Origin of the sequence: Nitrospirillum guanabarense (genome assembly GCF_034653355.1) — a bacterium.
Classification (GTDB): Bacteria; Pseudomonadota; Alphaproteobacteria; order Azospirillales; family Azospirillaceae; genus Nitrospirillum.
This window is the reverse complement of record NZ_JAYEER010000003.1, coordinates 856,512-876,894: the sequence shown is the minus strand read 5'-3', so window position 1 is coordinate 876,894 and position 20,383 is coordinate 856,512. Positions and strand designations below refer to the sequence as shown.

The following is a 20,383-nucleotide window of genomic DNA, read 5'->3' as shown; positions in this document are numbered from 1 at the left end:
CCATGAGCACGCTGACCCTGTTGACGCTGGAGGCCGTGAGCGCCCGTTTCCCCGACGTGGGCGTGCAGGAGATCCGCTGGTGGGTGACGCAAGGCTGGGTGCGCCCCGACGGCGACCGCGCGCCGGAGCATGCGGACGATTGGCGCTTCCACCCCGTGGACGTCGCCCGCGTGGGGCTGATCCGCGACCTGCGCCACGACATGGGCGTGGCCGACGACACCCTGCCCCTGGTGCTGTCGCTGATCGACCAGGTCTACAGCCTGCGCGCCGCCCTGCGGGGCGTGGCCGGGGTGCTGGACCGCCTGCCGGCCGACGTGCGCCAAGCGGTTCTGGCGATCACGGAAGAGGAAGATTCGCCCGGTCCTTGACCCATCTCAAGGCCGCACCGGGCCCACCGGTATCTCCTGTCGGCGAACGAACGGTTGCCCGTTCGCCCCTCGATAGGAAGGACCATTCCCCATGTCTTTGCCCCGGACCATGAAGGCCGCCGTCGTCCACACCCTGGGTAAACCCCTGGACATCCGCGAGGTCGCGGTGCCGGAAGTCGGCCCCGGCCAGATCCTGGTGCGCATCCAGGCCAGCGGCGTCTGCCATACCGACCTGCACGCCGCCGACGGCGACTGGCCGGTGAAGCCGCAGCCGCCCTTCATCCCCGGCCATGAGGGCGTGGGCTATGTCGCCGCCGTGGGCGCCGGCGTCACCACCGTGAAGGAAGGCGACCGGGTGGGCGTGCCCTGGCTCTACACCGCTTGCGGCCATTGCGAGCATTGCCTGACGGGATGGGAGACGCTGTGCACCGCGCAGCAGAACACCGGCTATTCCGTCAACGGCGGCTATGCCGAATACGTCCTGGCCGATCCCAACTTCGTCGGCCGCCTGCCGGACAACGTGGGGTTCGAGGAGATCGCCCCCATCCTGTGCGCCGGCGTCACCGTCTATAAGGGTTTGAAGGAGACGGAGGCGCGCCCCGGCCAGTGGGTCGCCATCTCCGGCATCGGCGGGCTGGGCCATGTGGCCGTTCAGTACGCCAAGGCCATGGGCCTGCACGTGGCCGCCATCGACGTGGCCGACGACAAGCTGGATCTGGCCCGGCGGCTGGGCGCCGACCTGACGGTGAACGCCCTGACGGAGAATCCGGCCAAGCGCCTGCACAGCGACATCGGCGGCGCCCATGGCGTGCTGGTGACGGCCGTGTCCCGGCCCGCCTTCACCCAGGCCGTGGGCATGAGCCGCCGCCACGGCACCGTGGCCCTGATCGGCCTGCCGCCCGGCGAATTCGGCCTACCCATCTTCGACGTGGTGCTGAACCGCATCACCGTGCGCGGCAGCATCGTCGGCACCCGCGCCGACCTGGCCGAAGCCCTGGCCTTCGCCGGCGAGGGCAAGGTGAAGGCGGAGGTGGAGGTCCAGCCCCTGGACGCCATCAACACCATCTTCGACCGCCTGCGGGCGGGAACAGTGAACGGCCGGGTGGTGGTGAGGGTGTAGGGTCTCAGGCTTGGGTCGCGATGGGGTTGGGACGAATGATGCTTTCTCCCTCACCTCATCGCACAACCCATGTGAGGCGGCTAGACCTGCGGCGGGCTGGACCGCAAATCCCTATCGGCTAAGCTAGGCATTCAGCGTGTATGCCGCCGCATAGGGTTGCGGCTGGACCGCAAATCCCTATCGGCTAAGCTCATGTCCGCCAGCGACCTGGTGGTGCGGCTGTTGCGGCTGGACCGCAAATCCCTATCGGCTAAGCTAGCGGCGGCGTCGCCAGCTACCTGTCGCCCGTTGCGGCTGGACCGCAAATCCCTATCGGCTAAGCTGGGTGTCGTCAACGCGACGGCGCAGTTGCAGTTGCGGCTGGACCGCAAATCCCTATCGGCTAAGCTATGTTCCTATTGCCTTTCGAGCTGATCCGCGTTGCGGCTGGACCGCAAATCCCTATCGGCTAAGCTGTTGCGGTGGTTGGTATCGACGGCGGCGGCGTTGCGGCTGGACCGCAAATCCCTATCGGCTAAGCTACGCTGTACACGCTGCTGATGGTTGAGATGGTTGCGGCTGGACCGCAAATCCCTATCGGCTAAGCTGCCGGTACTCGCTTGCCGAAGATGCCGGTAGTTGCGGCTGGACCGCAAATCCCTATCGGCTAAGCTAATCGCCATGCTCTTCGCGCGCCTGGTCGGGTTGCGGCTGGACCGCAAATCCCTATCGGCTAAGCTTAGTACCACTGCCGATCCGTGCGTATCGTGGTTGCGGCTGGACCGCAAATCCCTATCGGCTAAGCTTAGTACCACTGCCGATCCGTGCGTATCGTGGTTGCGGCTGGACCGCAAATCCCTATCGGCTAAGCTACGTGGGTGCGCACGCCCTACCATCAGCTGTTGCGGCTGGACCGCAAATCCCTATCGGCTAAGCTCAGCGGGTCGCCGACTACAACGCCAGCCCCGTTGCGGCTGGACCGCAAATCCCTATCGGCTAAGCTGGCTATCCTCGCCCTATTGCAGGCGTTGCTGTTGCGGCTGGACCGCAAATCCCTATCGGCTAAGCTCGGCCGAACCGCCTTCGTTGAGCGCCATCTGTTGCGGCTGGACCGCAAATCCCTATCGGCTAAGCTATAGGTGGACAGGGCATCACTCACGATACTGTTGCGGCTGGACCGCAAATCCCTATCGGCTAAGCTATGCCTAGGGGTACCGACCTGATCGATTGCGTTGCGGCTGGACCGCAAATCCCTATCGGCTAAGCTGGTATCCGGTATGTCGTCGTCCATGCCGCTGTTGCGGCTGGACCGCAAATCCCTATCGGCTAAGCTCAACCCCTGAGCCGTGCGCTGCACCACCCAGTTGCGGCTGGACCGCAAATCCCTATCGGCTAAGCTGCGATATTATGTAGGAAATGCCACCTTGGATATAGTATAAATACATAAAGTAAATGTTATTAACAATAATAAGAGGGATAAATTATGAAATCATATTATAAATGGTTAAAAAGCAAACCATTAAGATTGAAGTGGAAAATAATAAAATTTGTTATCATGAGTTCGTTGTGTAAAAGAATGGGCTTGCCATTAACGACCGACACGATGAAATACGGAATATATATGGAAATGGAACACCGTCACAGGTATCATTCATAATATTTAATCAAGCTGGCCGCAGATATTTTATAAGAGAAAAAATCATATTGTGCGATTGCTGGCTAATATTTCCAAAAATATATGCCCTTTTGTGATTCATTCTTCTGATCATAAAATGGTCATCAACAGTCAGTACTGACTTAAGATCATCTTTAATGGCAACAATGGATGAATCCGACTCGAAAACTACGAATGAAGTAGTTTCCGACCATTTGTACCCACCGTTAATATGCTTATCTAGTTCTTTGTGAAAATCTTTATATGCATCATTGTATCTGACTTTGTCCTCTTCCTCTCCGTAAATACGGTAACTAACCCAAAACACTCGATCCTGACTAATATTTTTATTTTCCTGAGCGGCATTTTTCTTTTTGGCTAACATTTCTTCCAATTCTTTTAGAAGGCTCATGATTTCTCTTCACGTTATATATTCCATAGATACGCTATCAAAAGAAAGCGGCAAGTCAATACGTTAACGTGTTAATATAAAATGTTTCACACCCATCTGTTAATTTATCCGCTGATAATGTATAATAGCCAAAGGATAGATTAGATGGAGAGGATGTATGACGTCACATGTTGTATCGGGCTTACGAGAAAAGCATGCAGAGATATCTGGTAGGATTATAGAACTAGAAAAAGAAATTGCGTCTTTACGGATTAATCTGAAGTCAGTTGAAGATACCATTAAGCTCTTTGATAAGAATTTTAAGTTATCTGAGATACGACCGAAGCGAACTCATAAGAAAAATAATTGGTTCATTCGTGGAGAAATACCTAGGACAATTTTCCTGATATTACGAACTGAAAAAGAAATAGCTGTTAGCGACTTGATTGCTCGGATCATGGAACGCAAAAAGATTGTTGGCAATCACGAAGCGGAAAACACAATCCGTAACTCGATTAGCCGCATGAAGGGTTATAACCAGATCATTATCGAGAACAAGATAGTGAAACTACCGAATAACTAATGATGCCAGTACCGATTAAATATTTCTGACTTTCTATTATTCATGATGAGCTTCAGGAGCACGTTGAGTTGATCACCATTTGGCATCCTCCTGTTATTTTCACGCCAAGCCATCTCACCGGCATATCTGTCCAGATATGGGCCAATCACTCGATGATGGTGGCCAACCTCACCTCTGCGTAAACGAGAGAAGAAACTCTCAGCTTGGTTCGTGCAGGCCCCATTCAAGCTATAGGCCTCGGAATGGTTGATCCGCATAACATTGTAGCTGGCGTGCAATGCGTTCCAACCGGGAGCCTCATCAGCATGAATGGTGGTTCCTGGGGCTACATGCTCTCGGATGAAGCTGATGCTTTCCTGCTCAGACTTGAACACAGCCGTTCGAGCCAAACCACCTCGTTGCCTGATAACCACAACAACGCGCTTGCCGGGCTTGTAAATCTTACGGCGGTCAATGCGTTCGGACTTCAGGTTTCGTGGCCGGATGTAGCCACCGAAATAGGCCCCATCGACCTCAACTTCGGTCTCTTGGCCACCCAGCTCGATCTTGGAAACCTCGGTGGACATAGCTTCCCGAATCTTATGGGCAATAACGAAGGCCGTCTTGTATTGCACATTCAGATCACGCGACAAAGCCAACGCGGCCTTGCCCTTCACCTCATTGATGAAGATCGCAATGGCGGCCAGGTAGACTTGTAGATGGAGCTTATGGCTCGCAAATAAGGTCCCGGATGTCAGGGTGAAATCCTTATAGCAGCCCTTACAACGCCATCGCTTGCTGCCATTCTTTCGAGGGCATTCAAAGCAGACTATAGATCCACAATGAGGACAGAAGGGTTCACCGTTGTTATCGGCAAATCGCACAGCTTTAAATTGCTCAAAAATCTCGTAGTCAGAAGCTCGTAGGATATTGATCAGTGATAATGACCTCGCTTTTGATGATAAAAGAAAATGCTGTGTCAAATCTATGTTGCCTCACATCATTGTTGTTATTTTATTTCCTTTCCATATTCAGAGCAAGACGTCCGGCGATAATTTGCCGATCATATGCCCGAAATAACGGCTTATAATGTTTTAAAGAATATCTATTTAGAGTAGCAATCTGACTCCGGCCAAAGAGATTCAGAATATGTTCCGTGGTGATATATTCGACAGTCGTTCATGTTCCGTACATGAACGATCTGAGGACCATATTGGCCGATAATCTACGTCGGTTAAGAAAAGCTAAGGGCATATCTCAAGAAGAGTTAGCCGGGTTAGCTGAGGTCGATCGTACATATATCAGCTTGATCGAGCGCAAAAGGAATTCGATCAGTCTTGATAAATTGGAGCAGATTGCCGTTGCTCTCAATGTCCAGGCTTATGTGCTGATTAAGCCGGACGTTGATTAATTTGTACTTGACTCATCTCCAAAAGTCAAGACATCCACCCAAAATTATCTTAAAAATTTACAGGTAATTTAATTGCGCAATGCCATTGATGGGCTGCGCTTAAGGCTGGATTTCGGTTGCGAATTCCGAATATATTCTGCAAAATATGCTCATATGATGCGCACTTGCGCACATACCGAAACCTCAAAAGGAGGCCCCATGCGCACCTGGAAAGCCCGCGTCAAAGTCGGCAACAACTCTATCGAAGTCCGAATCCAGGCTAATAACTATCTCGATGCGAAAAATTTGCTCGAAGCCCAATATGGAAAAGGCAATATCGCCTTTAATCCAGTCGAAATAAAATAACCATAAAAAGGAGCAATATCATGAAAGCTAAAGCTCTATCGGCTTTGGTAGCGATTTCTGCTGCCTACTTTCCTTATAACCATGCTGCATCGGCTGGAGAGATGAGCAACGATCCGGAAATTATTAAAAGCATATGCACGCCAAATATCAAAATGACTCAGTTGGCCGTGACATATGGAGGAAACAACGGTGGAGATTCCTCAACCGTTTATGAATTTATTACAATATCTAGGGATAATGGCATGGGGTGGGTTGCTCATTATGAGAATGGACAATGCATGCTCGACTTGAAAACTAGTGGGATTGTCCGCGGAAACTCAAAAGTTGTTACGATGAAATGCAGCGTCGATTATGTGACAAAGGACAATACCGGCCAACCGATAGTCAGTATGCTACAATCTTGTAGATAATATTAACAAGTTAATATACCAAAGTTACTTGCTGGTGCCGAGCGAGTTCCGTATCCTTTGATGTGATGTCTTTTATGGAGGAACTCCATGCCCAAAAAATCTGACTGGGACAAAATGACTACCGATGAAAAACTAAAGAATCTGAAGAAAGCCCTGGACAGATTAGAAGAGCTTGCGGAAAGACAGGAATCCGCATTAGATCAAATTACTTCTCAGATAAATGCTGCTCTTTCTGTTGTAACGAAACGTCTTGACGATCTAGAGAATCGCTGTCCTCATCATCAAGAGGATAAATCTCATCCCACTTCTTGAACATTTCTATAAATTCCCTACACGTAAATCCATCAGCCCATGATCTCTTTTTCTTTTGTTCCATTCTTATAAACCCTCATATTGTATTTTGTGCGTAATTTATGTTATTTATGCTTGGTGGCATCTCCTACATAATATCGATGTTGCGGCTGGACCGCAAATCCCTATCGGCTAAGCTTGGATCGGAAGCAGCCCTTTGAAAAAAGGACTATTTCCGGCCCTTGCACTTACAGAAAACCGATCTCCCCACCCCTCAAAACAGGGCGAGTTGGCCGGGATTCTGGTTGGTCTTGCGGCGTTTGCCATCGTAGGTGCCGATGTTTTGGTACTGTTTGTCGGTGATGGTGACGATCTGCACGCTACCTTTGGACGGGATGTTGCCCGCCACTTTCCGCGACAGCGCTTCCACCTGTTCCTTGCCCACGCACCAGCGCAAATAGACGGAAAACTGAGCCATATGAAAGCCTTGGTCCAATAGGAACAGGCGGAAGCGGGTAGCGGCCCGCCGCTGTGGCTTGGTCAGGACGGGCAGATCAAACAGCACCATCATCCACATGATCCTGTATCCATTCAAAGCCATCGTCCGGCCCCTCCGTGGCGCCCTGGTTTTGTCCCGAGTTGGCGGAAACCAGGTCCAGCGGCAAGGGTGTGAGGGGGAGCTCCAGGTCCGGCTGCCCGGTTTCGAACGCCAGCGCCAGTGAGGTGGCCAGGCGGACGATGCAGGTGGCCAGGGGTGTGGTGCCCCGACTGGTGGCCATGTCCATAAGCAGCAGGGCGGCCAGCTGGCGCTTGGCCTCCGGCGTCACCTGGTCCACGCCCTGGCGAACCAGATCCACTACCAGCGCATCCACCAAAGGGCGGAACGGTTCCATGACGTCGTCCACCAGACACAGCGGATTGCCCCGATTGGCGTGATGCACGCCGATGGAGGGATGCAGCCCCGCCGCCAACACCGCCCGGGCCACCGCCCCGCGCAGCACGGCATAACCGTAATTCAGCAGGGCGTTGGCGCCCCCCGCGTCAGTGTCGCGCCGGAAGTCCGCGCCCATGAGCAGGGGCCAGTAACGCCGCGCCGCCTGCGCCTCGACATTGTCCGGGTCGCCGGAGCGGACTGCCCGGGCCAGGGCGGCGAAAGCGCCGTGCGGCACACCCATGCGGGCCAGCACCGCCCCCTGGTTTTCCACCTTGGCCCGCACCAGGCCCTGCCACAGCCGCTTGGTCAGGGGCTTGCCCGCCTCGATCTGGTCGCGCACGCGGCCCGCCTGGGCGTGATGGCCCACCACCGGCATCAGCACCGACACCGGCTGGTGGTTGGTGCCGCATACCACCAGGCCCACACCCCGCTCGGCCAGGGCCTGCAGCAGGTTGGCGGAGAAGGTCAGCGCCCGGGCGCTGGCGATGACCGCCTCCACATCGTCCAGGGGCACGCGGCCGACTTCATCCCCGCGTTCCTCCACCACCAGGAAGCCGCGGTGCACGGACAGGTGCCGGCCGTCGGTCGCGATATCAACCACTCGTCCCGGCACCCGCCCCACCATGGCCGCCTACTCCGCCGCCGAGGATGTAGGGTCGGGCGCGGGTGTCGCGGCCGGTGGCGGCCCCGGATCACGCAGGCGGCCCGAGGGGGTCACCACCACTTTGCGGGCGGCCTTGCGGCGCAAGACGTTAAAACTGGCGAAGGTCCAGCGGAATGCGTCCGCCGGATCGTTGTGGCGCTTGTCCATCTCGCCCCCTTCCTGGTGGGGGGCCAGGCGCAGGCGTTGGTTGACCACGTCCAATCCCTACACGCGCATCACCTGCAGCCGTCCATCCTGCTCCAACCGGATCATGTCGCCCTTGTAGAGACGCATGACCACGTCGGGCCCCGGTGCTGGCAGATTTCCGCCTGCGCCGGCCTGCTTGGCGGCGGCGAACAAGGTGACGGCCCGGCCCATCCACTTGCCATCGGGCAGGCGCGTGATATCCACACACAGGTTGTCGCCGGGAACCACGGCACGATAGGCAGCACCGGTGCGCCGGTGGCGGATGACCTCGAACGAGGCTTCGGGCTTGGTCAGGCGCACATGGCGCAGGCCCTGCCAGACATGATCATCCCGTTTCGTAAAGCTTTCCAACGCCTGGCGATGGTCCCGACCTTGGATGGCCTCGCTCGCGATATGGGTCAGCAGCGTCTCGCGCAGCAGCGGATCGCGAATGCGCGCCACCTCCTTGGGCGTCAGGGTATCAAATGTCTTACGGTAGACCAGCGTATGGCCGGTGGGGACGTATGGCGCCTTTCCTCCCTCCGGATCATCCGGCTTGGCCGTCGGCAAGATGCCATAGCTGGTGTCCTCATGCAGACGACCGGTGACGCCGTGGTCGGGTTTCACCGACACGACGATGCGGGCCAGATGATCGCGCACCTGGTCGTGGAACCAGTTGTGGCGCGGGGAGAAGTCCTCCAGCAGGCGGGCCAGGTCCTTGGCTTCCGCCGCTCGTGCCGCCGTCTGCACCGCCTGGATGGTACCCTGGTCCAGAACGGCGATGACGGCCGCGTCCACGGCGTGGTGTCGGTGGTCGTTGCGGTTCTTCTCCCCATCCAGGGCCAGGAACTCATTCAGTCCCCACTTGCGCCGCAGCAGCCCGACCAGGGTGCCCGGCATGGCCCGCACCCGCTCCCCATCGGTGCGCAGATTATAGAGACAACCAAGGTAGTGCCGCGCCAGGCGGGAAAGGTAGCGGGTGTCGTTCATGTGCCGCTCCAGGAACGCGTCCTGGTTGTCGAAGCGGTCCATGGCATCGGGCTGGAACCGCCATTGCTTATTGCGCGGCAGGCGCCAGACGCGATCCAGGATGTCGGCCCAATCGTATCCCGGACGGCGGTTGTCACCAAACGCCTCCCACGGGGATTGGTTGCGCTTGTCCCGGTTGGCGTGGCGCACGCACAGGATGCGGTTGGCCACGCTGTCATCCAGGGTGCGGCTGTAGGGCAGGATGTGGTCGATATCGATGTCGCCATCGAACAGACGCTTCAGCCCAATGGGCTCACCCGTGTAGACGCATCGCCGTTGGACGCCATCGAAGGGCAGTTCATCGTAAAGGCGCAGGCGGATCAGGTTGTCCCCTGTCACGCGCTGGTTCAGCTCAGCCAGCTGCTTGCGCCGCCGGTCATTGGCCCGCTGGTTTTCCGCCTGCTCCCGCAGTTTCTTGCGGCGGTCCTCGGCGCTGTCGTTCAGGTCACGGGCCAATTCAACCACGATGTCATGGGGCTTGCCATATTCTCGGATCAGATCGTTCACCAGGGTGCGGATCTGGTTCAGGCCGATGTGCACCGTGGGATTTGCGATGCGGCCGATGCGCACGAAGGGGTCCTTGTCTTTTTCATCGCCCGTGCCGAAGGACAGGAAGCGCTCCAGCACCGGCACCTCGGCATAGGGCGGCAGCGTGGGGAGACCTTCGCCCACGCCGCGCAGATCGGAATGATGCAGGCCGATGGCCTCCGCCGCCTTGGTGTAGTCCAGCCCCTGCTCCACCATGGGCGGCAGCAATTCGGCTACGGCTCGACGGCCCAGGCGGCAATGGCCCTCCGGCAAGCGGGCGGCGGAAACAGCCTTGGCTTGCTCCTCCGTCAGGCCGAAGCGGTCCCGCAGCCAGGGCAGCAGATCGTCCTCCCGTTCCGCCTCCAGTAGGCGTTTCACGACCTCATCCTGCTCATCCGGTGTCAGGCCGTACCACAGCTTGCCGAAGCACTTCTTGCCCGACAGCACGGTGGCGGTGCCGTCGCCCATCAGGCGGTCACGGCGCTCATCCGATAAATTCAGAACCTCCCCCTCCGCCAGATCCAGCAGCGTGGCGATGGCGGTGAAGGTCACGTTCGACTTGGCCACCAGCTTTTCCAGCAGGGCGGTCCGCTGGGCGAGTGTCAGCTTGCGCGGGTTCCGCCCGCGCGCCAGCACCCGCAGGTTCGCCACCTCCTGCGCCATACGGAAGCGTTGAGCGATGGGATAGGCCCAGGCCAGGCGCTCATCCTGGGGGTAAAAGGTGCAGCGGCCGGGGTTCACCGGCTTCAACGGTCGCTGGTGGAAGATCACGCCGCGCAGATGGTCCCAGTCCGTTGGCGTGATGCCGGGTTGGTAAGGCGCCTGGATCTCACGGATACGATCGAACTCCCGCTCCGCCAACGACCGCGAGGGGTAAAAGGGATATCGCGCCTTGGCACCCGCCCCTTCCAGTCGCGCACGCACTGTGTAGACGGCCTTGTCCACATCGGAAGCACGGAGTTGCCGCCGCGCCGCCAGCCAAGCACCCAGGGTGGCGACACCAGCCGCTGCGATCTGCTGCTCCAGTTGTAACACGCCGTCGGCGATCTTACCGGCCACATCAGGCGCTTCCCCGCCCTTGCGGGAAGACCGGAATCCTCGGCGCTGGTTCAGGTGGAACAGCACACGCCCCAGTTCCAATGGCGCCAGAGCCCGATCCAGGGCCGCCGCCCGTAACGGATAGGGGTCAAGCGCCGCCTGCGCCCTTCGGCCTGCCTCATCCGCAGGCACCAGCCCCAAGCACGCCAGCGCCGCCAACAGGCGTCGCTGGCGCTGTAGGAACCGGTCACGCCGCCGCCGGCCGCTTCGTGCCAAGCGCCTGTCCATGGCAAGGCTGGTTCCAGATTGCGGGTCGCGGCCATCGGGAAACACGCGGACGCCCATACGCAGGATGCCGATGGGTTCGAGCTTCTCTGAGCTTAGCTCCAAGGCGCACCAGCCAATGGAGGTGGCGCCGACATCAAGGGAGAGACGGTATAGCTTGGGCATTAGCGGCGGCACCCGGAAGCAGGCGGAAATCACATCCTATGCTTGCATCCTACTCTCATTATGCGCCTTTTTGCAAATCGGCGGGTTGGCAGCCAGACCGCAAACCCACCTTGCCGACTGGCAAGGATCGACCTAAGCTTGGCGCAGGATGCCTGCTTCCAAGTCTTAGCCGATAGGGATTTGCGGTCCATCCGTTAACACGTGCTGGGTTCGTCCCATGCGCACCGAATGCGGGGCGGTCCTTCGGGGCCGCCCCCTTCGTTTTGGGCTTCGTGAAACGGGAGCGGAGGACGCTTTCACCGCCGCTGCGGGCACTCGGGCTTGCCGCAGGGGGTGGAGGCCCGGGCGACGTAGGCGCCGCAGATGCCGCAAGCGTGCAGGTCCTCGGCGGCGGGCTCCGATGCGCGGGGCGCGCCGCCGCGGGGGCGGCTGGTGGCCGGGGCGCCGGCCGCTGTCTTGCGCCGCTGGGCCAGGGCGCCCCACTGATAGGCCTTCCACACCAGGACGACCAGCCCGACCAGGACCACCAGTTTCGCCAGCATCAGAGCGCCTGCGCGGGGGTGGCGGAACGGGAAGGATGACGGTGTGTCATGGGCGGTCGTCTTGGAACAGGCGGATGGCGGCAGGCGTGGCCATGGCGGCGGAGCTTAAGCCGCCGCCGCTCGCGCGTCAAAGCGGCATGTCGTTGCCGTCAAAGGACACCGAGGCGCGCGAGGCGGGACAGGGCGTCGGGGGGCATGACCACCTGGCCCGCCCAATGGGCGGCCAGGGCGCCCATCTCCTCCACCGAGGCCATGACGCCGCCGCCGGTGACAGCGGAAGCCAGGCGTTCCGGCAGGCGGATTTCAGAATCCAGGGTGGCGCCGGTCATCAGGCTGTCGGCCAGCAGGGCCCGGTTCAGGCGGCGCACGCCCGGCAGGGCCGCCTGGATCTGGGCGTCGGCCAGGCAGGGGGCCAGCACGTCGCCCGCCACCAGGATGGCCAGCGCCCGCAAAAGATGGCCGGCGCTGTCGGGCCCCCAATCGGCCATGGCGCGGGCCAGGTGTTCCACCAGGTCCGCCAGGGTGGCGGGCCCGCCGGCCAGCACCGCCAGCACGGGATGGAACAGGCGCGAGACCTCGGGATCGGGGGCGCCCAAGGGCAGGGCGAAGTCGGGCAGGGCCGCCCCCGGTTCGCCCAGGGCCACCAGGCGCAAGGCGCCCAGGCGGGCCACGCGCTGGCGGGCGTCCAGCGCCAGGGGCCCGCGCACGAAGACGTCGCGGCGCAGGGGCTGGTTGGTCACGTAGTCCTTCACCGTTTCGGCCAGCGCCCGGGTGGGGGCCGCCGCCGCCATGTCCTGCTGCGCCCGGGTCATCATCAGGTCGGGGAAGTTTTCCACCCAGGCGGCGCTGCCGGCATAGCTGAGCTTGGCGGCCGCCAAATGGTCGGCCACCTGGGCGTGGTAGGCCGGCTGCCAGCCGCTGTGCATGTATTCGTGCACCAGGTAGGGGGCGGTGGCGCCGCGCAACCGGTCGGCCCGGGCGCTGGCCGCCGCGTTGCCGGTGAAGTAGCCGGCGCCCTGGTTCAGCAGGTGCAGCAGCAGGTCGCGCGCCTGGTCGCCAGCGGCGGCCTTGGGCCCCGGCAGCGCCTGGCCATAGGCGTTCAGCAGGAACTGCACCGGCATGGCCGCCGCCCACCCCGGCAGGCAGTTGTAGCTGAGGTAGACGGCCCCGCCGGGCTTGAGCCGCCGGGTGATGAGGCGGGCGATGTGCCCCCGGCTCTCCATCCCCACCCAGGTGTAGACGCCGTGCAGGGCGACGTAGTCCAAGGGTGGCAGCAGCCCCGTGGTGTCTTCCGCCAGCTCGGCGAAGTCGGCCTCCATCAGACGAATGTTGGCGAGGCCGGCGGCCTGGGCCAGGCGCTGGGCGCCGTGGATGTGGGTGGGGTTGAAGTCGACGGCGATGACCGTCATGTCCGGCCGCGCCGCCGCCAGCGCCAGGGCCGACAGCCCATGGCCGCAACCCAGTTCCAGCCACACCGGGCCATGTTCCGCCGGCTGCGGCGGCGCCACGCCCGCCAGCGCCAATGCGGTATCCAGCCACAGGGGCGACAGCTCGCGGTACCAGCCCCGGGTGTAGTCGATGTCGGAGGCGTAGCCCCGGGTCCAGTCGGTGGTCATGGATGCGTCTCTCGGGACCTGAAAAACGACTGATACGGCGCGGCCCCGGCGGCGGCAAGCCCGGCTTTAGGGTTGGGGCCGCCGCGCCAGGCCCTGCCACAGCCCCCCGGCGAAAGCCGCCAGCTTGGGCAGGCGGTCGCGTTCCATCAACGCGATCTTGAGCGCGGTGGAGACCAGGATGCGCAGGGTCCAGCCGGTCAGCGCCGGCACCGCACGGCCATGCAGCCGCCAGGTCCACAGCGCGTTGCGCGCCTGGAACCAGCGGCGGCGGGCGCCATGGTGGGTGACGGCCAGCGGCCGCCCGCCCGCCTGGACATGCGTGACGGCGCCCAACCGGTGATCCACCAGGGCGTCGCGCACCGCCACCAGGCGGAAACCGGCGCGGCGCAGGCGCAGGGCGTATTCCACATCGACCCAGTCGATGAAGAAGTCGTCGCGCAAGGGTCCGCACGACCGGGCGGCCCGGGCGCTGACCAGGCTGCCCGACGCCGGGGCCAGCAGCAGGTCGGGCAGCAGCGGACCATCGATACGACGCGCCACCGTCCAACGCCGGCCGTCGGCGCTGACCACCCAGGGCGAGTCGGGGGCGCCACCCGCCCCCACGCCATTGGGTTCCAGGTTGCGGGCGGCCAGCAGGCCGGTGTCCGCCGGGGCGGCCGCCAGGGCGGCGGCATAGGCGTCGCGCAGACCCGGGCGCGGCACGCTGTCCTGGTCCAGGAACAGCAGCCAGTCGGCACCCTGCGTCAGGGCCCGCTCCATCAGGCGGTTCTGCGCCGCCGCCAAGCCGATGTTGGCGGCATCCGCCAGCAGGGTGGCGCCCGCCGCCGCCGCCGCCCGGTCCACCCGCGCGTCGTCGCCCGCATCCCGGCCCCGTTCCTGCTGGAACAGGTGGACACTGTCGGCCACGCCGGCGGCGGCGGCCAGGCAAGCGGCCAAGCCCTCATCGGGCCGATAGGCCACGACCAGGGCCGCGACACGGCCGGGAAACGGGATGGCGGGGGCGGGGGGCGGGACGTCCATGGCCGTCTTGGATAGCAGCCGGCCCCGGCCTTGGCGACACCCCTTCTGCGGCGGCGGGCACGGAGGGGGCCCCCGCATTGCCGCTTGACCCGGGGCCGCCCTGTCCCCCATGAATCGCCTGATAACGACATGGGCGGCCCCGACGGGATGAGGGGACCGGCCGGTTGGGGAAGCGCCGATCAGTGCCGGGTTGAACCCGGGCGCGGGGTTGGCGCTTTGTTGTTTCTGGGACCGGGGCGCCGCGGGCGCCAACGGAACCGAAAGCTGTTCTTCAAGAGGCGGGGCAACCGGCACGTGGATCAGAAGAACCCGGACCACCCCCCGGCAAGGGGATCGCAAGACGCGGTGGCCGCGCATGACCTCGAAGGGGCGCCCCTGGGCGCGCACCCCGGCAGCATGCATGTGCCCGGCACAGCCATAGACGCGGCCCCACCCCCGCCCACGAAACCCCTGCGCGGGCCCACGGGCATGGCGCTCATCCGGGCGGTCGGCCGCATGGTGGCCCACGGCCAGTTCGGCGACGTGGCCAGCCGCCTGTGGCAGTCGCTGGCGCCCCGGTCGTTCTACCGCGCCTGGACGCTGCGCCGCGATGGCCCCCGCCGCACCGAGGCGGGCGAGATCTCCGTGGCCTTGGCCCGCCTGCCCGCTCCGCCGCGCGTCAGCCTGATCATGCTGGGGCCGGAGAACAGCGGCCTGAAGCCGGCTGCCTGGTCCGTCGCCGTGCGCCGCACGGTGGACAGCCTGACCCGCCAGATCCACGACAATTGGGAATTGTGGCTGCCCGCCGACACCGCCGCCGATTTCCGCGACCCGCGCGTGAAGCGCCGGGGCGCCGGCCTGCCGGCCCTGTCCCAGGTGGAGGGTGACACCGTCGCCCTGCTGTCGCCGGGCGATCTGCTGCCCCGCCACGCCCTGGCACTATGCGTGTTGGCCATGGCGCAGACCCCCGATATCCAGATCCTGTACACGGATGAGGAGTGGGCGGATCGCCTGGGCCACCCCCTGCGCCCGGTGCTGAAGCCCGCCTTCGACCCGGATCTGCTGTACGGGTCCAGCGGCGTTTATCCCGGGCAACTGCTGCTGATGCGCGCCACCCTGGCGCGCCGTGCCATGGCCGTGGGACAGCAGCCGGGCCATTTGGACCGTTACCGCCTGCTGCTGGAGGCCACTCACCTGGCGGGGCGGAAGCATGTGCGCCACATGCCGCGCGTGCTGATGCGCCGCCGCCGGCCCCTGCCGCTGGGCGGGCTGCCGGCCCTGCAGTCCTTCCTGGCGACCTACCATCCGGGCGCGGTGGCCGAACCGGTGACGGAGACGGACACCAAGGGCGAGGGCCACACCGCCCGGCGCGTCATCTGGCCCCTGCCGGATCGCCTGCCGGTGGTCAGCCTGCTGATGCCCACGCGCGACCGGGTGGACCTGCTGCGCCCCTGTGTCGAGGCCATCCTGGGTGAAACGCGCTATCCCGCCTTCGAACTGCTGGTGATGGACCATGAGAGCCGCGATCCGGAGGCCCTGGCCTACCTGGAGTCGCTGCGCGACCGTCCGGGGGCGCGGGTCATCCCACATCGCGGCCCCTTCAATTTCGCCGACATGATGAACCGCGCCGCCGTCACCGCCGCCGGCGAGGTGCTGGTGTTCCTGAACGACGACATGGAGCCGCAGCACCCCGAATGGCTGCGTGAGCTGGTGTCGCAGGCCCTGCGCCCCGACATAGGCGCCGTGGGGCCGAAGGTATTGTCCACCAATGGCACCATCATGCACGGCGGCATCGTCCTGGGCCTGGGCAACGGGCCGGGTGCGGCCCGGCTGGCCGGGTCGCGCTTCGCCGGCCGGCCGGGCGACACCGTGGGCGATCTGGGTATCGGACTTTGCGCCCACCGCGTCAGCGCCGTGGCCAGCGCCTGCATGGCCATCCGCCGCAGTTGCTTCGAAGCGGTGGGCGGTTTCGACGCCGACACCTTCCCCATCGCCTTCAACGACGTGGACATCTGCCTGCGCCTGGAACAGGCGGGTTACGCCACCCTGTGGACGCCCCACGCCGTGCTGACGGCGCTGGAGCCCTACGCCTCCGACCGCCGGGAGCGGGTGGAGCAGGAACGCATGGCCTTTCTGGAGCGCTGGGGGGCCGCCATCGGCCACGACCGGTCCTGGAATCCCGGCCTGTCGTTGGACGGCCCCGAGGACTGGCTGGCCCTGCCTGGCCTGGTGCACGGGCCGGTGACGCGTTGAGCCGTCCGCTCCGGCGGAGGCGGTGGCGCCCTACAGCGGCACGAGCCATAATCTCGCGCCGCTGGTATTGGACGCCGGCGCTAACTGGACGCCGCCTTGGGCCCGGGTGGCGTGCCCTCATCCGCACCGGGTTGCGGCCGGTCGTAGGTTTCGCGCTCGTAGGGGTCCATCAGGGTGGTGTCACCCAGGCCGGCCAGCCTGGCCAGCGGCTCCAAGGGCGGGGTGTCGGCCACGAGCGTCGCCGCCCCGTCATCGCCCGCCGCGTCGCCGGAAGGAACGATGGCCCATCCCATCCGCGCCGCCCGCTCCACCTCGTTATAGGCCAGCACGGTGCGGTTGCGACCACCCTTCTTGGCCTGGTAGAGGGCTCCGTCGGCCCGCGCCAGCAGATCCTCCAGCGTCTCGTCAGGACTGCGCCACTGGGCCACGCCCAGGCTGGCCGTCACCTGGGCCACCTGGCCGTCGTAGGCGACCTCCAACTCCGCCAGGCTGGTGCGGATGCGCTCCGCCACCACCTGGGCGCCGGCGATATCCGTCTCCGGCAGCAGCAGCATGACCTCTTCCCCGCCAAAGCGGGCCAGCAGGTCCACGGCGCGGCACGCCTTGCCCGCCACCGTCACCGCCGCGCGCAACACCTCGTCCCCCATCAGGTGGCCGAAGGTGTCGTTGATGCGCTTGAAATGGTCCAGGTCGAACAGAATGACGGAGAAGGTGCGGCCGTAGCGGCGTGAGCGGTCGCATTCCAGCCGCGCCAGCTCGAAGAAGCGGCGACGGTTCAGGATGCCGGTCAGCGGATCGGTGCTGGCCAGCTGTTCCAGCTTGGTGTTGGCGGCACGCAGGTCGCGGGTGCGGGCGGCGACGATGCGGCCCAGGGCCCTTTCTCGGCGCATCTGCGCCTCGGTCCGCACCGCCAGAGCGCAGGCCATCAGCGCCACCAGGCCGAAAACCATCAGCAGCCGGAACCAGGCCTGTTCGTACCAGTGGGGCAGGACCTTGAGATGGAAGGCCAGCTCGGCCATGGGCGCGATGGACAGCGCCTCGGCCGTGTTCTGGCCGGGCTGTGCCACCGGCTCCGCATCGGGGTCGAAGCCGGCCGTCGCTTCTTGCCGGTTCGTCAGGGCCAGACCCGGCAGGTCGGTCCAGGCGCGCACGCGGAAGGTGTAATCGCCCTGCGGCAGGTTGGTGTAGACGGCCTGGGGCTGAGCGCCGTTCACCTCCACCCAATCCTCGTCGAACCCGTCCAGGCGATAGGCGTAGCGGGTATCGTGGGGCGCCCTGAAATCCAGCAGCGACAGGGCCAGGCGGATGGTCTTCACCCCCGCCCCCAGAGTCAGGGTACCTCCCGGTTGGGGCAGCCGGCCCGGCGGTTGCGCCTTGTGGTTCACGTCCAGCGCGGTGACGGCCAACAGGCCCACGGGCACGGCCGGGCCCAGCATCCCGGGCCGCATGACGGTCAGGCCGCCCACGCCGCCGAACAGCACCTCGCCCCCCGCGCCTCGGCCCGCGGCCTTGATATTGAAGGAGCGGACGATGACGCCGTCGCGGGCGCCCAGGACCCGGGGCGGAAAGCCCAGGCCGTTGAACTTCACCAAGCTCGCGGCGGCGGCCCAGACGCTGCCATCGCCGTCAACCGCCAGCGCGGACACGGCGTTGTCGGCCAGGCCCTGCGTCTCATCCACCACCAGCGGCGTTATACCCACGCGCCCCGCCAGCGCGTCGCGCATCTGTGCCGGCGCCAGCACGGCCACGCCGCCGCCGTAGGTGCCGGCCCACAGGTTGCCGGCGCCGTCCAGGACCACGTCGTTGACCACGTTGTGCGGCAGGCTGCCCACGGCGCCCGCCTGCGGCCCCCGCCTCAGGGTGTGGAAGCGCAGACGCGGCAGGTCGCCCAGGCTGGCCACGGCCAGGCCGCCAGAGGTGGCCAGCCACAACGTGCCCTGAGGGGCGTCGGCGCTGGGGGGCAGCACCAGAACCTTGTTCACCTGGTCGGCCGGCAGGCTTTCCGCATCGGCCGCGTCATGGACCAGATGCGCCAGGGTGCCGTCAGGCTGGCGGATGTACAGCCCGTCATAGCCGCCCAGCAATATGGCGGTTCCGGCAGGTGTGGTCGCCGTGGCCAGCGACAGGACGACGATGCCGTCCAGCGCCGGTATCCAGGACGAGGTACTGGCCAGGGTGACTGGGTCGACGCGCGTGACGCCGCGCCCGCCCGCCAGCACCGCCCCGTCGGGCAGCACCGCCAGGCTGTAGATGTCGCGGCCCTGGTCCACCCCGGGCAGGACGACATGGCGCAGGATGCCGTCGGCGGGGTCGACCACGTCGATCAGCCCGCGCCCCAGGGCCAGCCACACCCGCCCCCGGGCATCGGTGGTCAGGGCATGCACGTCGGCGTCGGCCAGGCCCACGCCACCGGGCGGAGCGGCCTGGACGGTGGAAACCAGTCGCTGCCCCGCCTCCACCCGGTCGGCGCCGCGCTGGGTGCCCACCCAGACATTGCCGCTGCGGTCACGCAGGAAGGCGCGCACGACGTCACCCGCCAGCGAGGTCGACACCATCTCGGAATGCGCCAGGGCGCCAACTTGGCCGCCCGCATCCAGCGTCAGGATGCCGACGCCGTCGGTGGCCAGCCAAAGGGGGCCGCCGGGCCCCTCCGGCTCGATGATGGCGCGCACGGTGTGACGGGCCGCCAGGCTGTCCACGCCGCTGATGCCCTTGACCGCCAGCGGGCGCCCGGCGACGGCATCCAGGACGAAGGCCCCGTTCTCGCCGGTGCCCACCCAGACGCGGCCGCCGCCATCCTCATACAGGGCCCAGATATCGTCGGCCAGGGCGCGCGCCAGGGCCGGATCATCCGCCGGGGCGACCACGCGGGTGAAGGCGGCCTCGCCCGCGCCACGCCGGAACAGCCCCGGATGGCCACCCAGCCACAGCGCGCCCCGGCTATCCTCCAGCACAGTGAACAGTCGGGGGCTGACACCGCCGGCGCCGGCATCGGCCACAGCCGACGCCGTGGCGGTGTGGGGATCGTAGTGGTCCAGCCCCTGGTCCGACACCACCCAGGCGCCACCGTCGCGGGCGGGTCCCATCGCCATGATACGGGTGGCGACGTCACCGTGGGTGATGGGCACGGGACGGAAGCCGTACGCGTCCATGTCGAAGCGCACCAGGCCACCGGCGTTGGTGCCGATCAGCAGGCCACCGCCATCGACGGACAGCAGACTGCGCACATAGGCGTCGGGCAGGACGTGGGAAGGCGGTGGCACGGCGGCTCCCGGCTTGCCGGCGGGGGCGCCAGTGGCCGCACTGGTGTCCGTCGCCCCGCGATAAATCTGCGTGCGATAGCCGTCGAAGCGCACCAGGCCGCCGAAGGTACCGAACCAGACCACGCCGGGGCGGGTCTGCGCCAGGCTGGTCACCACATCGCTGGGCAGGCGCAGGGAGGGCGGGAAATGATCGAATTCCGGGCCGGAGAGCCGGCTCCAGAGGTCGGGGGCGCTGGCCGGGGTGTCCGCGGCGCAAGCCGGCATGATGGCGGCAGCGAGAAGCAGCGCCAAGCCCAGCCGCCGCACCAGGGCGCCCCCCGCCCGCAAAAAGCGCCGCCCAGTCATGACCGGATCCGCATTCCTTTCCCAAG

At 64.1% G+C, this 20,383-nt stretch carries 18 protein-coding genes and 1 CRISPR repeat array; of the genes, 8 read left to right on the top strand and 10 right to left on the bottom strand.

Translation table 11 applies throughout. The features are described 5' to 3' along the window. The first annotated feature begins 2 nt into the window (after window positions 1–2). Both UAA55_RS13315 and adhP read left to right on the top strand, forming a co-directional pair. Window positions 3–368, top strand: coding sequence for a chaperone modulator CbpM (locus UAA55_RS13315; protein ID WP_322953313.1), 366 nt, complete (start codon window positions 3–5; stop codon window positions 366–368). 91 nt (window positions 369–459) lie between these two features. Then, window positions 460–1,488, top strand: coding sequence for an alcohol dehydrogenase AdhP (gene adhP, locus UAA55_RS13310; protein WP_416235192.1), 1,029 nt, complete (start codon window positions 460–462; stop codon window positions 1,486–1,488). Between the two features lie 89 nt (window positions 1,489–1,577). Continuing rightward, window positions 1,578–2,866: a CRISPR direct-repeat array (repeat unit 36 nt; unit sequence GTTGCGGCTGGACCGCAAATCCCTATCGGCTAAGCT). Between the two features lie 265 nt (window positions 2,867–3,131). On the opposite strand, the gene UAA55_RS13305 is transcribed toward adhP, so the two are convergent. Continuing rightward, window positions 3,132–3,533, bottom strand: a complete 402-nt coding sequence (locus UAA55_RS13305) for a hypothetical protein (protein ID WP_322953312.1) — start codon at window positions 3,531–3,533, stop codon at window positions 3,132–3,134. 157 nt (window positions 3,534–3,690) lie between these two features. On the opposite strand from UAA55_RS13305, the gene UAA55_RS13300 reads away from it, so the two are divergent. After that, complete coding sequence (locus UAA55_RS13300; protein ID WP_322953311.1) at window positions 3,691–4,095, top strand: hypothetical protein; 405 nt, start codon at window positions 3,691–3,693, stop codon at window positions 4,093–4,095. Here UAA55_RS13300 and UAA55_RS13295 read toward each other — a convergent pair. Continuing rightward, window positions 4,092–5,057 (bottom strand): IS1595 family transposase, encoded by a 966-nt coding sequence (locus UAA55_RS13295; protein WP_322953310.1) that lies wholly within the window; start codon window positions 5,055–5,057, stop codon window positions 4,092–4,094. The genes UAA55_RS13300 and UAA55_RS13295 overlap by 4 nt on opposite strands. Window positions 5,058–5,266: 209 nt before the next feature. On the opposite strand from UAA55_RS13295, the gene UAA55_RS13290 reads away from it, so the two are divergent. From UAA55_RS13290 to UAA55_RS13275, 4 genes are all read left to right on the top strand, one after another. Beyond that, complete coding sequence (locus UAA55_RS13290) at window positions 5,267–5,485, top strand: helix-turn-helix domain-containing protein (RefSeq protein ID WP_322953309.1); 219 nt, start codon at window positions 5,267–5,269, stop codon at window positions 5,483–5,485. A gap of 198 nt (window positions 5,486–5,683) precedes the next feature. Next, entirely contained in the window at window positions 5,684–5,830 is a 147-nt protein-coding gene (locus UAA55_RS13285; protein WP_322953308.1) for a hypothetical protein, read from the top strand. Between the two features lie 20 nt (window positions 5,831–5,850). Continuing rightward, window positions 5,851–6,240 (top strand): hypothetical protein, encoded by a 390-nt coding sequence (locus UAA55_RS13280; protein WP_322953307.1) that lies wholly within the window; start codon window positions 5,851–5,853, stop codon window positions 6,238–6,240. An 87-nt stretch (window positions 6,241–6,327) separates the two neighbouring features. Next, on the top strand, window positions 6,328–6,552 hold the full coding sequence (locus tag UAA55_RS13275) for a hypothetical protein (RefSeq protein WP_322953306.1): 225 nt from the start codon (window positions 6,328–6,330) through the stop codon (window positions 6,550–6,552). A 253-nt stretch (window positions 6,553–6,805) separates the two neighbouring features. Here UAA55_RS13275 and cas2 read toward each other — a convergent pair whose 3' ends face one another. From cas2 to UAA55_RS13240, 7 genes are all read right to left on the bottom strand, one after another. Then, entirely contained in the window at window positions 6,806–7,102 is a 297-nt protein-coding gene (gene cas2, locus UAA55_RS13270) for a CRISPR-associated endonuclease Cas2 (RefSeq protein WP_322953305.1), read from the bottom strand. Continuing rightward, window positions 7,086–8,066, bottom strand: coding sequence for a type II CRISPR-associated endonuclease Cas1 (cas1, locus tag UAA55_RS13265; protein ID WP_322953304.1), 981 nt, complete (start codon window positions 8,064–8,066; stop codon window positions 7,086–7,088). The genes cas2 and cas1 overlap by 17 nt, the downstream gene beginning before the upstream one ends. A 30-nt stretch (window positions 8,067–8,096) precedes the next feature. Next, on the bottom strand, window positions 8,097–8,324 hold the full coding sequence (locus UAA55_RS13260; protein ID WP_322953303.1) for a hypothetical protein: 228 nt from the start codon (window positions 8,322–8,324) through the stop codon (window positions 8,097–8,099). Window positions 8,325–8,333: 9 nt separating this feature from the next. Then, window positions 8,334–11,339, bottom strand: a complete 3,006-nt coding sequence (cas9, locus tag UAA55_RS13255) for a type II CRISPR RNA-guided endonuclease Cas9 (protein ID WP_416235191.1) — start codon at window positions 11,337–11,339, stop codon at window positions 8,334–8,336. A 296-nt stretch (window positions 11,340–11,635) separates the two neighbouring features. Then, window positions 11,636–11,881, bottom strand: a complete 246-nt coding sequence (locus UAA55_RS13250; protein ID WP_322953300.1) for a hypothetical protein — start codon at window positions 11,879–11,881, stop codon at window positions 11,636–11,638. Between the two features lie 149 nt (window positions 11,882–12,030). Further along, the gene (locus UAA55_RS13245) at window positions 12,031–13,497 is read right to left on the bottom strand and encodes a class I SAM-dependent methyltransferase (protein WP_322953298.1); all 1,467 of its coding nucleotides are present in this window, start codon (window positions 13,495–13,497) and stop codon (window positions 12,031–12,033) included. A 66-nt stretch (window positions 13,498–13,563) separates the two neighbouring features. After that, window positions 13,564–14,517, bottom strand: a complete 954-nt coding sequence (locus UAA55_RS13240; protein WP_322953296.1) for a glycosyltransferase family protein — start codon at window positions 14,515–14,517, stop codon at window positions 13,564–13,566. 345 nt (window positions 14,518–14,862) lie between these two features. On the opposite strand from UAA55_RS13240, the gene UAA55_RS13235 reads away from it, so the two are divergent. Continuing rightward, window positions 14,863–16,749 (top strand): glycosyltransferase, encoded by a 1,887-nt coding sequence (locus UAA55_RS13235; protein ID WP_322953294.1) that lies wholly within the window; start codon window positions 14,863–14,865, stop codon window positions 16,747–16,749. Between the two features lie 80 nt (window positions 16,750–16,829). Here UAA55_RS13235 and UAA55_RS13230 read toward each other — a convergent pair whose 3' ends face one another. Continuing rightward, on the bottom strand, window positions 16,830–20,357 hold the full coding sequence (locus UAA55_RS13230) for a diguanylate cyclase (protein ID WP_322953292.1): 3,528 nt from the start codon (window positions 20,355–20,357) through the stop codon (window positions 16,830–16,832). Between the last annotated feature and the right edge of the window lie 26 nt (window positions 20,358–20,383).